At 61.4% G+C, this 14,443-nt stretch carries 11 protein-coding genes; 4 read left to right on the forward strand and 7 right to left on the reverse strand.

All coding sequences use genetic code 11. The annotated features are described in order from the left end of the window. Positions 1-5 precede the first annotated feature (5 nt). A complete protein-coding gene (locus tag BV071_RS10380; RefSeq protein WP_052573134.1) occupies positions 6-1,133 on the forward strand; it encodes a sulfotransferase in 1,128 nt (375 codons plus the stop codon). Continuing rightward, positions 1,130-2,470, forward strand: a complete 1,341-nt coding sequence (locus tag BV071_RS10385) for a cytochrome P450 (RefSeq protein WP_052573135.1) — start codon at positions 1,130-1,132, stop codon at positions 2,468-2,470. Before BV071_RS10380 ends, BV071_RS10385 begins: the two co-directional genes overlap by 4 nt. Before the next feature lie 10 nt (positions 2,471-2,480). Here the strand turns inward: BV071_RS10385 and BV071_RS10390 are convergent, their stop codons facing one another. The 3 genes from BV071_RS10390 to BV071_RS10400 all read right to left on the reverse strand — a co-directional run bounded on the left by BV071_RS10390 (position 2,481) and on the right by BV071_RS10400 (position 5,898). After that, complete coding sequence (locus BV071_RS10390) at positions 2,481-2,699, reverse strand: hypothetical protein (protein WP_035606100.1); 219 nt, start codon at positions 2,697-2,699, stop codon at positions 2,481-2,483. Between the two features lie 163 nt (positions 2,700-2,862). Next, positions 2,863-4,209, reverse strand: coding sequence for a tetratricopeptide repeat protein (locus BV071_RS10395; protein WP_035606103.1), 1,347 nt, complete (start codon positions 4,207-4,209; stop codon positions 2,863-2,865). A gap of 186 nt (positions 4,210-4,395) precedes the next feature. Beyond that, positions 4,396-5,898, reverse strand: a complete 1,503-nt coding sequence (locus BV071_RS10400; RefSeq protein WP_081885917.1) for a DUF4331 domain-containing protein — start codon at positions 5,896-5,898, stop codon at positions 4,396-4,398. A 349-nt stretch (positions 5,899-6,247) separates the two neighbouring features. Here BV071_RS10400 and BV071_RS10405 point away from each other — a divergent pair, with 349 nt between their 5' ends. Continuing rightward, positions 6,248-8,065, forward strand: coding sequence for an NPCBM/NEW2 domain-containing protein (locus BV071_RS10405; protein ID WP_052573136.1), 1,818 nt, complete (start codon positions 6,248-6,250; stop codon positions 8,063-8,065). A gap of 280 nt (positions 8,066-8,345) precedes the next feature. Here the strand turns inward: BV071_RS10405 and BV071_RS10410 are convergent, their stop codons facing one another. The 4 genes from BV071_RS10410 to BV071_RS10425 form a co-directional block, all read right to left on the reverse strand. Further along, on the reverse strand, positions 8,346-9,287 hold the full coding sequence (locus BV071_RS10410; protein ID WP_265594306.1) for a hypothetical protein: 942 nt from the start codon (positions 9,285-9,287) through the stop codon (positions 8,346-8,348). A 299-nt stretch (positions 9,288-9,586) separates the two neighbouring features. Next, a complete protein-coding gene (locus BV071_RS10415) occupies positions 9,587-11,509 on the reverse strand; it encodes a right-handed parallel beta-helix repeat-containing protein (protein WP_035606111.1) in 1,923 nt (640 codons plus the stop codon). A gap of 209 nt (positions 11,510-11,718) precedes the next feature. Then, on the reverse strand, positions 11,719-12,756 hold the full coding sequence (locus BV071_RS10420; protein ID WP_035606114.1) for an MBL fold metallo-hydrolase: 1,038 nt from the start codon (positions 12,754-12,756) through the stop codon (positions 11,719-11,721). A 185-nt stretch (positions 12,757-12,941) separates the two neighbouring features. Then, positions 12,942-13,313 (reverse strand): Dabb family protein, encoded by a 372-nt coding sequence (locus BV071_RS10425; protein WP_035606117.1) that lies wholly within the window; start codon positions 13,311-13,313, stop codon positions 12,942-12,944. A gap of 124 nt (positions 13,314-13,437) precedes the next feature. Here BV071_RS10425 and BV071_RS10430 point away from each other — a divergent pair, with 124 nt between their 5' ends. Beyond that, entirely contained in the window at positions 13,438-13,869 is a 432-nt protein-coding gene (locus BV071_RS10430; RefSeq protein WP_035606121.1) for a TM2 domain-containing protein, read from the forward strand. Positions 13,870-14,443: the final 574 nt, after the last annotated feature.

Here is a 14,443-nt window from a genome sequence, read left to right on the forward strand (position 1 = left end):
GTTGCTTGAAGCCGCCCCTGAAGCACCGCTGGAGCATCTCCCACAACTACCTCACCGGCATCACCGCAGGGGACTGGTGGCGGCTGCTTGAAGAGAACAACTTCGCGGTGGACCCGGTCTACTGGCACCGGGCCGCGGTGGTCAGCGTGCTGAGCGTTGCGAACTCATTCTATCGCCTCCGCGAGGACCGCGAGTATGGCGATCAGGTCGCGGCCACGGTAATCGGGAAGGCCCCGCTCTTCATCCTCGGCCACTGGCGTAGCGGCACCACGCACCTGCACAACCTGCTTGCGCAGGATGACACCAGCTTCGCCTACGCGAACACCTATCAGGTGGTAAACCCGCACATCTTCCTGACCACGGAGGAAGTGCGCACCCGCCGCTTTGCCAAGCTGCTGCCGGACAAGCGCCCCATGGACAACATGGCGCTGAACTTCCAGTCGCCGCAGGAGGATGAGTTCGCGCCCTTGTTGATCACCCTGAAGTCGTCCTATCTCGGCGTGTCCTTCCCGCGCCGTGAGGATCACTACAACCGCTACCTGAGCTTCGATGGCGTGCCAGGGACGGAGATCGAGGAATGGAAACGCGGCCTCGAGTGGTTCCTCAAGAAACTGACCTTCAAATACGGCCCCGAGCGCCGGCTCTTGCTCAAGTCACCAACGCACACCGCGCGGGTGAAGCTGCTGCTGGAGATGTTCCCGGATGCCAAGTTCGTCCACATCCACCGGCGCCCGGAGGAAGTGCTGCAATCCTTCCGCCACTACTACGATACCGCGATGTGGCATACCTATCTCCAGCGCCCCGACCGCAGCCGGATCGATGACGAAATCTTCCAGCGCTACCGCTCACTGATGGAGACACTTGTTAGAGACCGCCCCTCGATCCCGGAAGGCAACTTCCACGAGGTCTCCTTCGCGGATCTCGAACGTGATCCGATCGGCACCGTGGCCGGGATCTACCAAGCCCTGTCGCTCGATGGCGCGGAGCAGGCGCTGCCGAAAATCCGTAACTATACCGACACCCTGACGGATTACGAAAAGAACCGCTTCAAGCCCTTGGAAGAAGCCAGCAAGCAGCGGATCCGCGAAGAGTGGGCCCACATCTACGAACCCCTCGGCTATCGCGTGGAATGAGTGACAAGCGCCGCATCGCTCCCAGCCCACGGGGTGCCCCCCTCACCGGTCATCTCAATCGCCTGCGCAATGATGTGCTCGGCCTGATGATGGACGGCACAAGCGCCTGCGGTGATGTGGTGCGCTTCCGTGTCGGCCCTCTGGTGATGCACTTGGTCAATCACCCGGATCACGCAGCCCATGTGCTGATCCGGAATCGCAAGAACTACGACAAGGCCTCGCGCAGTTCGGACTGCCTCGCACTGATCTGCGGGGAGAGCCTGCTCACCGCCAATGGTGCGGTCTGGAAGCAACGCCGCCGCACGATCCAGCCGATGTTCCATCGTGCCGCGGTCGTAGGTTTCATCGATACCATTGCGGCCTGTACCAGCATCATGCTCGATGATTGGGCGTTGAAGGCCCGCGCCGGCGAGCCGGTGGAGATCGCATCCGAAATGATGAAGCTCACCTTCCGCATCGTCGGGCGCTGCCTCTTCGGTGCTGATTTGGAGCAAGAGGCACACGCGGTGGAGGACGCCATGCACGTGATGGTACTACACACCTACCATCGCTGGCGCAGCATCCTGAATTCCCCATCCTCCTGGCCCACGCCCGCAAACCTGCGCTTCCGCAAGGCACTCGCGGATGTCGATGCCATCGTCGCACGACTGATCGAACGCCAGCGCAGCAATCCACCCGCGCAGCCGAATCTACTCACGATGCTGATGGGCAGCACCGATGCCGAGACCGGTGCCAGCTTGAGCGACGAGGAGATCCGCAACGAGTCGATCGCCTTCCTCCTCGCCGGGCATGAGACCACGGCCAATGCGCTGTCATGGACGCTCTACCTGCTCGACCAGCATCCGCACTGGGCGGATGTGATCCGGTCGGAGTACGAGAGCGCCTGTGGCAATGCACCACCCCGCATGGAGGACTTGTCCGGTCTCGCGCAGACCTTGCATGTCTTCGAGGAGAGCACACGCCTCTACCCGCCGATCTGGGCGATGGAGCGCCACGTGATCGCCGACGACGAAATCGCCGGCTTCCACATTCCCGCGCACTCCAGCGTCATCGTCAGCCCCTACACACTGCACCGCCATCCAGACTTCTGGGAAGCACCCGGAGAGTTTCGTCCCGAGCGCTTCCTGAAGCGGGATCACGAGGCATTCATGCCCTTCGGCTCCGGGCCACGCTTTTGCATCGGCAGCGAGTTCGCCTTGGCCGAGGCTCGGATCATCCTACCGATGATCCTGCAACGTTTCGAACTGAGGGGGGAAGCAGGCCAGAACGTGGAGCCGGAACCGGCAATCACACTGCGCCTGAAGGGAGGGTTCAAAGTGCGGTTGCGCGAGCGCTAGCCACACTCACTCACACCGCAGCCTTCGCCGGCGGCGGTGCCAAACCACCACCATTGCGTGCTGCCAACTCCGTGACGGGCTGCCGCAGGGCATGCAAATAATACACGATGTGCGGCTTGGATCCCTCGAAATGGATTTCCTTCGGCTCGGTGTCCGTAATCCGGATGTCTTCCGCGAGGATCTCCTTCCACTTCTCCTCGCCAATCAGATGCACTTCAAATCTTTTCATGGCTCCTTTATCATCAGCAGGTTTCCCGTGGCAAAGCAAGGGAATCCACCGGTTCCAAAACCGGCGTTCCGGGAGGCGACGCACACGGCATGATATATAGAACCCCGCCGAAGGGGAAACTTAGTCAATTTTCTGTAAAAGACGAAGCAGGCTGCTGAGAGCCTCACGGCGACACACCCGCCTTTGGAGCAGTTGCCTCAGCACTCGCCACCGGCATCGCAATCATCTCCGCACACTTCGCGGCATGCGCAGGGTTGAAGTCTGGATTCAGGTTCAACGCCTTTGCAAAAAGCTGCCGAGCCGTGCTCTCTTCCTTCAGCGCCTGATGAATCATCGCGGCGTGGAAGATCATCTCCGCGTCTTGGGTGCGGTACCTCATCGCCTGCTTGATGATCGGCTTCGCCTCCGCCGCTTGGCCGTTCAAGCATAGGCACCACGCCAAGGTATCGGTAGTGCCGACATTCTTGAAGCGCTCATACGCCGCCCTGGCTTCCTTAAGCGCATCTTCCAAATCCTTCCCCTGATCCGCGTAGAAGCGCGCAAGCTGGGCATTCGCTCCCAAGCTCGGGTTCGGATACATCTTTCCGTCCGCATGCGGGTGCGGCGCGGTGTGAAAGCTGACCACGGCTTCGAATTGCTTCTCGGCCTTCTCCGCATCACCGGTGGCGCGGTAGAGATCCACCAGCGGGGCCAGGGCGTCGTGCGTCGGTGTGATCGCGATCGACCTCTCATACAGCGCGATTGCCTTCGGATAGTCCTTCTTCGCCGCAGCGATGCGGGCGACCACGGCTAGCACCCGCGGATTTCCCGGCGCCGCTTCCATTGCCTTCTCCGCCTGCTGCTCAGCGGGAATCAGCGCCCCGCGATTGAAATGCATCAGCGCCAGCTCGGCACGGCACCAAGCCACATTCTCTGGGTAGGGTCCGCCCGCGCTGATCGCCTGCTGCATCAGCGCATCCGCGCGTGTTGCATCACCCGTGATCCATAGCAGATGCGCCCCGCGGCTCAGTGAGGAAAGATCCGGCCGCTGCTTGATGGCGATCTGATAGTGCTTCGCGGCTTCCTCGTAGTTGCCCAGCTCCACCGCACCGTCACCGATCAGCGCGTGGGCATCCACCTGCTCCGGATCGGTCGCCAGCGCCTTATCCGCCCACATCTTGCCCGCGGCAAAGTCATGCTCGGAGTTCTTCACCCATGCCATGCCGCACATGGCATCGGCGTGGTCCGGCTTCAGGGTGAGTGCGCTCCGGTAGGCGAGATAGGCCTCGCTGAAATCATGGCTCACGGAGTCGCGCGACTTCTGCATCAGCGCATTCCCCAGCTGAACCCAGGTCTCGGGACTGCAAACGGGATTGCGGCTCATGATCCGCAGCTTGGCTATCTCACGATCGGCAGGTGTCGCGGGAACCGCCGTCGGTGCAGCGGGAGTCGTCGCTTCGGTCTGCGCGAAAAGGGAAGTAGAAGCGGACGCCAGCACGAAGCAGGCGAGGAGGAAAGAAGAAGACTTCATCGGAACAAGGAAGAAAAGAGGGTGCCGGCGGACTGGGGGATCCGCCGGCCGGGTTTTGTTGGGTTGGGAGGGGAATCCTGCTTGGGGGGCGGGAGTAAAACCGCGGATGGACACCTTCAAATCAGAACCAGCCATGATGCTCCGGCATCCATCCGCGGCAATCTCTCTAGTCCCCCATTGGATCGTTCAGTTGTCCGGGCCCTGGCGCTGACTTACAGTCGGACCGGCGTGCGGCGTACCCAGGTAAGGGAAGATCTGATTGTAGATCTGGTCATTCGCCGGGACATTGTCGCCTACTACGGTAATCGTAGAATAGGCCGGACCACTCGCCACCGCGGAGAGCGCGATATCTACCACGTCGTCACCGATTCGGCGGCCATTCGGCCAGCCCTTGGTATCGCCACCGATCAAACTCAGACGATTGAAGCCCACCTGACCCGGCAGAGTCACCGGCCCGGTGGTGGTATCCACGCGCAACACATCCGGCAGGAAGATCGCGGCCAAGTCAGCGCGCCCGGTGGTGGCCAGCGGCCCGCTGCCATCCGTGCCGAAAAGCACAGCATTCACCAAGAAGGCCACTTCGGGATTCTCGGCATAAGTCTTGAACTGGTCATCCTTCACCGGGGAAGTGCGGTTGTAGAGGTCCTTGCCGCGCAGGGCCACCAGCACCTCATTGAAGAGCGGGTTGCCCATGCGGTTCACCTGCACCCACTTGCCGGAATTCTTCGGCTCGCCCTTGCCGCTGATCCGCGTGATCGCCTGGCGGCTCACCGAGGCGTAAACGCCTACACCGGTCCGCGCTCCGACCAGCGGCTCGGTGTAGGCGAAGGTCCGCAGCGAGGTCACGGGAATCTGCATGCCGAAAGTCAGCACGTTGAAACCTTGGAAGCCGTCGATACCGTTGCCATCCTGGCCGAGACCATTGGCGGAGTTGCCATCGTTGTTGATGATCCGCGGGTCCAAGAAATCGAAGATTCCCGGCGTATCCGCGTAGAAACCATCCTCACGCGGCCCGGCCCAGACCACGATGCCGTTGTCCAAGGTCACAATCGCCTGCTTGGTCAGGGAGTCGAGCGCCGCCAAGCTTGCCGCCCCGGAAATCGCCTTGCCACTCACGTCATTGTACGCGGGCGTCGTGCGCTTGCCCACATTCGGCGGCGATACCGGTAGACCCGCCTCGCGGAAGTTACGCTTGAAGGTTCCGCCCTTCACCGCCCTCCAGGAGCTGAACTCATAGGTCTGCGTGTAGTTCTGCTTGCCGTCGCCGATGGTGGTGATCGGCCCCACCTCCGTGCCGCGGCCATAAGAGAGGATCGTGTCAGGGTTCTTCACGTCGGTGATCGACGAGAAGTTGAAGTCGAAACGATCCGTCACCTCACCTGTGGTCGGATCGGTGAGGTTGATGGTATAACGCGCATCGTCCGCGAAACGGTCGTAGATCACGCCATCCCCGGGCTCCGAAAAGGGCCGCACGGAGACGAGGATATTGAGGACGTTCACCGAGGGGTTGTCGTACTTCGTGCCGATGAAGGCATAGACGTCGGTGATGTTGGCCTGCGGGTCCTGCTTGATCAGCGGGGCATCGCTATGACTCGCGCCAAAGCTCATCACCGGACAAACCAAGGCCGCAAGAAGTAGATTCCGCGATAGATGACCGAGCGTCACGGCGCGGCGAAATGAGGATTTCATGGGAGTAGCGTTTGTGGATTCGATTCCGTTGTGACCTGGGCTGAGCCACACCTTGCACCCAAGCACTCCCCTCCCCGCTGGTCGACGAGGGCTCAGGACCGGAATCGAATGGGGGCATGCGGCGAGAATGCCGGATGTCGAATTCCCGATGACGGAGGAGGTTTGATTCGGAAGCAGGCGCGCTGGTGACAGCGCGGAACAGTCCAGAGATGCTCACGTCTCACGTGCCCCCCCTTTCCTCACGACTGCGCCTTTCGCTCCTTCTCTCCCACACTTCATTCGTCATTCAGGAATTCGGAATTCGTCATTCAGCTTGAACAATTCCGTCAATTTCTGTCGTTAAACAGGCGTGAAACTGACCATTTCAGCCTCAATCCTCTTCTCCTTTCCCCTCCTTGCCGCCACGCCGCAGGAGGAAATCGCGACCCAAGTCCCCCAAGCCAAGGCCATCCTCGAAGCCTGGCAGGCCAAGGATCCCGCGAAGGCGGAGAAGAAGGTTCACATCGTCTATTGGACTCCCGCCGACCGTGAACCGGCACCGCGCTACCGCGAGCGCCTGGACAAGATCATGGCTGACATCCGCGACTTCTACGCGCGCGAAATGAAGGGCCTCGGCTTCGGACCCATGACCATCCACCTCGACCACGCGGAGGATGGCCTCCTGAAAGTCCATGTGGTCAAAGGGCGCAAACCTTACGCGGAATACAAAGTCGATTCCGGCGGACCGATCCGCAACGAGTGCCTAGCCACCCTGCGCGCGGCCGGACTCGATCCGGAGAAGGAAACCATCGTGATCTTCTGCAACATGTCGAACTGGGACGCGGAGAAGGCCATCGTCTCCCAAAACAGCCCCTACTATGCCGGTGGCACCAATCGCTCCGGCACCGCGTGGCAAGTGGACTCGCCGATCCTCGATCTCGATTCGCTCGCAAAGAAGGAACCGCGCGTGAAGGATGGTCAGTATGGTAACATCTCGATCGGCCGCTACAACTCGATCTTCATCGGCGGCATCTGCCACGAGCTCGGCCACGCCCTGGGCCTGCCCCACAACCGCGCGCGCAAGGACGAGGCCGAAGCCTTCGGCACCGCACTGATGGGCGATGGCAACCGCACCTACGGCGAGAACCTGCGCGGCGAGGGCAAGGGATCCTTCCTCTCACTGGCACACGGGCTCAAGCTCGCCTCGCACCCGATCTTCTGCGGCTCGGTGAAAGGCATCGACCGCCCTGACAACGCGCAGCTCAAGGACCTCAAGATCGAGAATCAAGGCAAGAGCTTCACCTACTCCGCCACGGTCACCGCCGATCCCCCGCCTTACGCGGTGCTCGGTTACATGGATACGGAAGGCGGCGGCGATTACGATGCCACCACTTGCACCGCCATCCCGGATGCCAATGGTAAGTTCACCCTCGAGGCCAACGCCCTCGTGCCCGGCAAGGCCGGCGTCTTCCGCGTGGTGGTCTTGCAGGCAAATGGCGCGGCGAGTTCCTTCGCTGGCGCGAACACGCCCTTCACCTACCCCTATCTTGTCGCCAAGGACGGCAACGTCGACCTCGCCGCGACCGAAGCAAAGCTGACCCTCGCTCCCTTGTTAGAAGCAGTCGCGAAGAACAACGCTTCCGCTGCCGACGCTGAATTTGCGAAGGTCGAAGCAACCAAGCCCGCGGCCTCCGTGCTCGAAGTCGCTCGTGTGCAAGTCGCCAGCATCGGCGCCAAACCCGGCCCGACTCCCGCCACCGCCAGCGGCAATACCTGCGCGCTCTCCGAAGCCGCGACCAAATCCATGAAGGTCGGCTGGGGCCACGCCGCCATCAACCGCCTGCCGGAAGACGGCGGCCTCTTCTCCTGCGGCTCGCAGCTCTTCGCCCGCGGCATCTATGCCCATGCCAATGCCCGCCATGTCTGGGACCTCGGCGGGAAATGGCAGAGCCTCTCCGGCCACGCCGGCCTGCCCGACGGTCACGACGGCGGCTCCGTCGTCTTCGCAATCAAGGCCGATGGCAAGGAACTCTGGCGCAGCAAGAAGACCGAGGAAGGCACCCTGCGCAGCTTCAAGGTGGATGTGAGTGGCGCGAAGGAACTTGAGCTGATCGTCGAGGACGCCGGCGATGGCACTGGCTCGGACTGGGGCTGCTGGTTTGATCCCGAGCTCTCGGTGAGCCGTTAAACAAGCATCGCTAAAGGAGCATACTTGTCGCTGAGGAAAAGCCCGGCTCCATGCCCGCTCTTCGTCCCAGGGGGACGGCTCATAACAGCCCGGCACGAAGTGCCGGGAAATGCATCCACCCATCGTCGCGTCCTACAAGAACGCCTCATGTGGGGTGAGGCTTGAGACACAACCCGCGAGAATCCGTATCCGGATTCAGACAGTCTCGGGCATCAAACGGGGACAGAATAGCCCGGCCGGCTTTCACCGACCGGGCCACGGATCCGGCGCCAAGTTTCTGTTAGACCACCAGCACCTGGAATTTCACCTCCCGCTTCTGCCGTCGCGGGCGATTCTGCCAAGACGGGCACTCGGCGAACATCCGCGGGATCTCCTCCGTCTCCGCGAAGCAGAAACGCTTCGGCAGCGAGGTGTAGATCGAGCGCGGCGGCTTCTTCTTGCTGATGTGCTTGAGGACGCTGCCGCTCTCGAAGGTGTGGTAGAACACCTTCTTGATGCCCAGCTCATGTTGCAGGAAATGCAGCGCCGCAGTGAGGATGGCCTCGTCCCAGATCGCGGCGTGGCGCTTCATCTCCTGCTCCCAGTAATTGAACACCACCTCCGGCTTCAGCTCCGCTCCATAGTAATAGAAGGTGTCCTTCGGCTGGGTACGCAGGGCGCGCTTCACCACCCAGTCCACATAGCGGATGCGGTCGCTTTGCAGCTCCTCGATCAGCGCTTCCCCTCTGTCGAGGTCGACGTCGAGCCGTGCCCAAGCGAGGGTCGGGTGATTTCCGCCTACCTCTGGATGTCCGCATGACGTGAAGGGATCTCCTCCGGTCTTTTGGCTGATCTCTTGCAGCCGCTCATGCTGCCGCTTGTTGTGATTCAGGTGCAGCACCAGACTCGCGCCGCGGCGCGACACCTGGTTGCGTTTCCATTCATCAATGTCCTCGCCCCAGGTACCCAGGGACAGCCGGTAGATCTCACCATCGGCGAGCCACTCCGGCTCCGGCACATCGCCGGCACGGATGATCCCGCTGCCGAGGCCAGCCAGCCAGGCACGTACCAGCGGCTTCTCCAACAAACACCCGAGCCCCGAGTGCCGCAAGCGCGCCACGGTCGTTCCTCCTGCCGCGGCACGGCGCAGCAAATAAAAGGCATAGTGATCCTTCCCGTAGCGGAAAATCGTCCGGCCTTGGGGAAGGCAAGCCATGATCTCATGGCATAACTCCAGTTTCATAAACAATACTCTTCCTGGCCGGAGACAGCACATGCCGCCGGCAATTGATCAAAGCACGCGGGCAGCGGACCAAGCATGCGGGCACAATGCGCCCGGGACTCAAGAAGCCGCCTGCGATCCGGGCACCATTACGAGGCATCCGGCCAACGGGAGGTCCGCCATCTCCAGTGAAAAATCACCGGGAGCGGACCCGCCTCGTTAGGTATGTGGTGTCACCAGCATGTATGCCGGATATAAGAAGTGATCCACGGTGGGAAGCAAAATTTCCCGGGACCCGCTTCACGAATTCCAGGGTCCTCTTACTCCCTCACCAGCACGTAGTAGTAAGCTGGCCCCGGCTCCATTGGAACATCCACATACTCCATTACCGAGCCATCTCCTGACACCGTGGGTGCCACCAAGGGCCACTCGGTTTCCGGATTGCCCTCCAGCACTCCCGATCTCCGCACGGAGAATGCGACCCCGATCTCCGATTGATAGCGGATCACGATTCCAATACCATCCGGCGCCGGACTGGTGCTCACAATCTTCGGGGCAGCCAGCGCCCACTCGTGGGCCCCGACCTCACTGCCACTTCCCTGCAACGTGGGCCCGCCGAAGAAGTCCCGCGGACCGATATCGATGCCAAAGCTGGTCTTCAAGTTCAGGCCCTTGCCGATCAGCGGCGAATCCGCGCGCAGCCGGAAAGCCGCCATCCGGCCCAGCGAACTTGAAACATCGCGGGCGACAATATCCGGCGTGTCGAAATGCGGATCGAGATTCGAGCCGGTCGACTTCCCGCCAAGCTTCTCTTGCCCCTTCGAGCTCCGCCACGAGCTGAGCGAGGAATAGGTCGAGCCGTTGTCGCGGATCACGAAGCTGCCACTGCCTGACCAATAGTTGTTGCCCGCGAAGGTGACGTCCGCATCCGAGTCCTGATAGACGAGCCGGGTTCCTCCCGAGGTGACGAATATGTTGTTGGTGATCGTGACGTCATCCGGGTCATTGCCGAGCTCCCGCACCCTGATGGCGGGAACGGTGGTGTCTCCCGGCGGCGCGCTCATGAAAACGGTGTTCCCATAGACCACGAGGTCATCGACGTTATCGCAGATACAAATTCCAGACGCTGCCGCGGATCCCGGGTCGCGGCCATCGCTATCGGAGACGTTGTAGCGGACCACGTTGTACGAGTTCCCTTTGCTCCCACTCCTCCCGTAGACGAGGAAGCCAGCCCCGGAGTTGTCGTGGCTGTAGTTGTACTGCATGACCGAGTGGCTCGTGCCAACGTCGAGATCGAAGCCGCCGCCATCGCCGAACGAAGTGGTGTTGCTGTGCGATTCGTTCTGCTGGATGACGATGCCGCTGGAGCTGTAGGCCCAGATGCCGACCGGCCCTTCGGAGAGCGGGTTGTTCGCACCATTGTGATGGGCGAGGCAATGCTCGATCAAACCACCCGTGACCCCGGCGAGCACGATGCCGCTGCCGGTATTCACCAAACTGGCCGGATCCCCCGCCTGGTAGCTGGCGACACAGTCGCGCACGGTGACATTCGTGAGCGCGGAGACGGAGCCCGTGAAGCCGAAGGTCTCAATGCCGCAGTGGAGATTGTTGTGGGTATCCACCCGTGTGATCGTCACGTCGTCGTAGCCGGAGTTGCCGTTGTAGCCTCCCACCACGATTCCGCGGTCCCCGAAGCCACTGATCTCCATCTCATCCACGCGCATGTGCCGGTATTTGATGTCTCCCGGAGTATCCGTGTACAAGATGATGCCACTGCCAGTGTTTGTGGTGATGCCTTCCGCAGTCACACCCGAGCCGACAAGATTCAGCCGGCTGATTTCAATCCCACCACCATTATAGGAGACGATCCCCGAGCCATTCCCGGCAAGGATCGTCGCTCTCTCGCCCGCAGCACTGGTGAGGACAATCGGTGCGATCAGGTTGCCTTGGGCATCGGTGCCCGAGTCCTCCGGCCCGAGGTAGAGGATGCCTGTGAAGGTAGTTCCACTCGCCAGCTCAATCCGGTCACCGGGCCCGAAGTCGACGTCATTCAGGGCCGAGTATTCCTCCTGGGTGCTCACCAGGTAATCGGCAGCCGGAGCAGCCGCTGACAGCAGTGCGGCGACTCCATAAACCCGAAGCAGCAACGACGCTACGAGACGCCATTCGGGGACCTGTCCCGGCGTGCAAGCCGCGAACAAGCCCGGAAAGAAATTCCGGGGACTGGCTTTGCTCCACTTCATGCTTCCGGAAGGAGGAAGATACTTTCTGCAATCGGCTGCCAGTCGGGTGCCCGGCAAAAGGGGGATGGGATGAAGCGAGGGAGCAGGTAACACTCCGACCTAGCCCGGTCTAGGCAAAACCCCCGGAATTCGGATAACAAAACAGGAGTCTCCAGCGAAGGAGACTCCTGAAAATCAATGGACGCTTAAGGCATCCCGCTTGCCGGGCTTCAGGCCCAGCTCCAGCGCTCCATCCACCAGCGATAGTGATCTCCATCCTGCATCACGTGCCCGAGACCTGGCCACGGCAGGTGGAAGGCATAGCAGCGGAGGCGCTTCTCGGCCGCCTCGCTCCAGTACTTCTTCCGCACTTCCACTGCGGTCACCGGATCGTGGTCGAAGGCGATGGTCCAATTCGGGTCCGCGAACATCAAGAGGTGATGATGGGCCAGATCCATCAAGTGCAGCAGCTCCTCATTGCCGGAGCGGATGCGGAAGCAGGCGTGGCCATCGGTATGCCCTGGAGCAGCCTCGATCTTGACCATGCCACCCAGCACTTCGGTGCCCGGCTTCACCGGCCGCAGCTTGTCTTGCAGCGTGTCGAAGTGCCCACGCACTTCCTTGATCATCCCGGGGACCTGGCTCTTGTCGCGCTTGGACTTGGAGAAGTCCGGATTCTCGCCGCGCCAGAACTTCAGCTCGTCTTCCAGCAAGTAGATCTGCGCATTCGGGAAGGTCGGCTTGCCGTCGCGCACGAAGCCGTTCAGGTGGTCGGAGTGGGCGTGGCTCAAGAAACCGGCGGTCACCTGCTCCGGCGAGATCCCCACTGCGGCCAGACCATCGTAGAGCCAGCCCATCTGCGGGTTGTTCACCTTGCCGAATCCGGCGTCGAAAAGTGCCACTTCGTTGCCCGAGCGGATCACCAGGATGTTCACGTAAAGCGGGATGGTGTCCAGACGCTCGCCGTGGCGCTCCATCTCCTCCTTCATCTTCGGCCTCGCCTCCTCCGGCCACATCAGGCCCAGCCCTTCGCGGAAGCCTAGATTGCAATCGCTGATCGAGAAGGCCTCCAGCGAGCCGATCCGGAAACGGTAGATGTAGGGATCCCGGAAGCCGGCATCGGCACTCGTGTCGGCAGCCGCGGCCCGCGGCGCAGCGGCGGCACCCAAGGCGGCCATGCCAGCCAAGGCGGCCCCGACGAAGCCGCGGCGCGAGAACTCAGAAGAAGTGGAAGGGGCAGATGATGAAGATCCGGCGGGTGGATTCATGTGTGTCTGGGGCGTTTACGCGCGAATAAACCGGTTTTCATCAGTGAAACCCACTCATGACCAAGAAAAACCAACGCGGAATGAGGGATTCCCAAATCGGGGACAAAGCGTCGCCGCCCTCGGGCGACGCACCCTCAAAAATTCACTAATCACCAATGACAACCGGCAAATGACCCGAGTCCGGCTCAGTCCTTCTTCGCCGTGTAGTCAAACACCAGCGCCTTCTCCAGTAGGGGCTTGAGCTTGGCACCGAAGGCCTTGTGCGCCTCGTTCGGCAGGTAAGCCTCCAGATCCTTCTTATCTTTGAAGGTCACCAGGAAGCAATGGGTGAAGCCGTCGTTCAGGCCTTCCACGCTCTCGCTCGTGCCCCATTCGTAGCTCTTGATCGTGTCGATCTTCTTCGGCAGCTCGGCGAAGGCCTTCTCGATCTCTTTCACCTGCTCGGCCGTGGCCTCCGGCTTGAATTTGAACATGACGACGTGGCGGAACTCGTTCTCGGCGACGGCGGAGCTGGCAAGGGCGGCAGACATGGCGGTAATCAGGATGGCTTTGAACATGGCAGAGACTCCGCCGCCGGACGGGCGGATGTCAAAAGGCGATGCTGGCAGCGACCTCACCACTTCCAAATCCGCCCTCCAATTCTTATGGCGCACCCGGCCGAAAAGGCCATGATACGGGGTCATGGAACGCCCCCAAACGCACAGCAAACTGATCGGCTATCTGGTCTGGATCTTCGGTTTCACCGGCGCGCACCGCTTCTACTTCGGTCGCCCGGTGAGCGGCACGATCTGGATGCTGACCTTGGGCCTCTGCGGCGTCGGATGGCTGGTCGACCTCTTCTTGATCCCCTGGATGGAGCGCACCGCCGCGCGCAGATACACCGCCGGCCGGATCGACTATACCGTGGCTTGGCTCCTCCAGACCTTCCTCGGCGTCTTCGGCGCCCACCGCTTCTACATGGGCAAGGTCTGGACCGGCATCCTCTGGCTCGCCACCGGTGGTCTCTTCCTCATCGGCTACCTCTACGACTACTGCACACTCAACGGCCAGATCGATGAGATTAACTCCGCTGATCGCAGCTTCGCAAAGGGCTCCGCACTAGAGAACGCCTGAATGTATTCCATTTTGGTATCCAATCGACTAGGGATCCAGAATGACGCTCTGGATAGGTGACTAAAGAGATTTTCGGAAAATTCCTCTTGATCTCCCACCAAGTAGTCTGCATTAGTGCCGCCGTCAGCCGCAAGTCGGGTCAGCCCACAATCTGATCCGGCAAGCAAATCGAGCCACCCCGCGCCGGGGAGCAAGTTGGCATGGTGCCGCAACAGCCGGAATGGAGGGAACACCCCTTCACCGGTGCGGCGAATCACACCGCTCTCCTGCACATGTTACTCTTCCTACTTTCCGACAAGCCGCCCGCCGGTCCGACCTCGTGTCGATGCACCACTTGGGCGGCCACCCCCGCGGATCTCGCGAGCCGATGTATCGCTCGCCCCGCGGGTTGCTGATCGCCCGATTTTCCCGGTGGTTAAACGGATGGTCTCGCGGCCTAGGACGGCGTCTTGGGTTTCGCTGTTGAAGGCCGCAGAACAAAAGCCACGGCGGGCGCGGGACTCTTGGGTTTGTCCCGAGCCCGCCGTGGTAATCCGCCCCCTCCGGTAAATCAGCGCCTCCCCGCCACGCGGGA

The sequence above is a fragment of the Haloferula sp. BvORR071 genome, from assembly GCF_000739615.1.
In the GTDB taxonomy this organism is placed as follows: Bacteria; Verrucomicrobiota; Verrucomicrobiia; order Verrucomicrobiales; family Akkermansiaceae; genus Haloferula.

What these genes read in the sequence shown, in the direction of transcription:
- BV071_RS10410 (WP_265594306.1), bottom strand. Translation starts at nt 9,287, where the DNA reads ATGAAACTGGAGTTATGCCATGAGATCATGGCTTGCCTTCCCCAAGGC.
- BV071_RS10430 (WP_035606121.1), top strand. Translation starts at nt 13,438, where the DNA reads ATGGAACGCCCCCAAACGCACAGCAAACTGATCGGCTATCTGGTCTGG.
- BV071_RS10390 (WP_035606100.1), bottom strand. Translation starts at nt 2,699, where the DNA reads ATGAAAAGATTTGAAGTGCATCTGATTGGCGAGGAGAAGTGGAAGGAG.
- BV071_RS10400 (WP_081885917.1), bottom strand. Translation starts at nt 5,898, where the DNA reads ATGAAATCCTCATTTCGCCGCGCCGTGACGCTCGGTCATCTATCGCGG.
- BV071_RS10425 (WP_035606117.1), bottom strand. Translation starts at nt 13,313, where the DNA reads ATGTTCAAAGCCATCCTGATTACCGCCATGTCTGCCGCCCTTGCCAGC.
- BV071_RS10415 (WP_035606111.1), bottom strand. Translation starts at nt 11,509, where the DNA reads ATGAAGTGGAGCAAAGCCAGTCCCCGGAATTTCTTTCCGGGCTTGTTC.
- BV071_RS10420 (WP_035606114.1), bottom strand. Translation starts at nt 12,756, where the DNA reads ATGAATCCACCCGCCGGATCTTCATCATCTGCCCCTTCCACTTCTTCT.
- BV071_RS10395 (WP_035606103.1), bottom strand. Translation starts at nt 4,209, where the DNA reads ATGAAGTCTTCTTCTTTCCTCCTCGCCTGCTTCGTGCTGGCGTCCGCT.
- BV071_RS10385 (WP_052573135.1), top strand. Translation starts at nt 1,130, where the DNA reads ATGAGTGACAAGCGCCGCATCGCTCCCAGCCCACGGGGTGCCCCCCTC.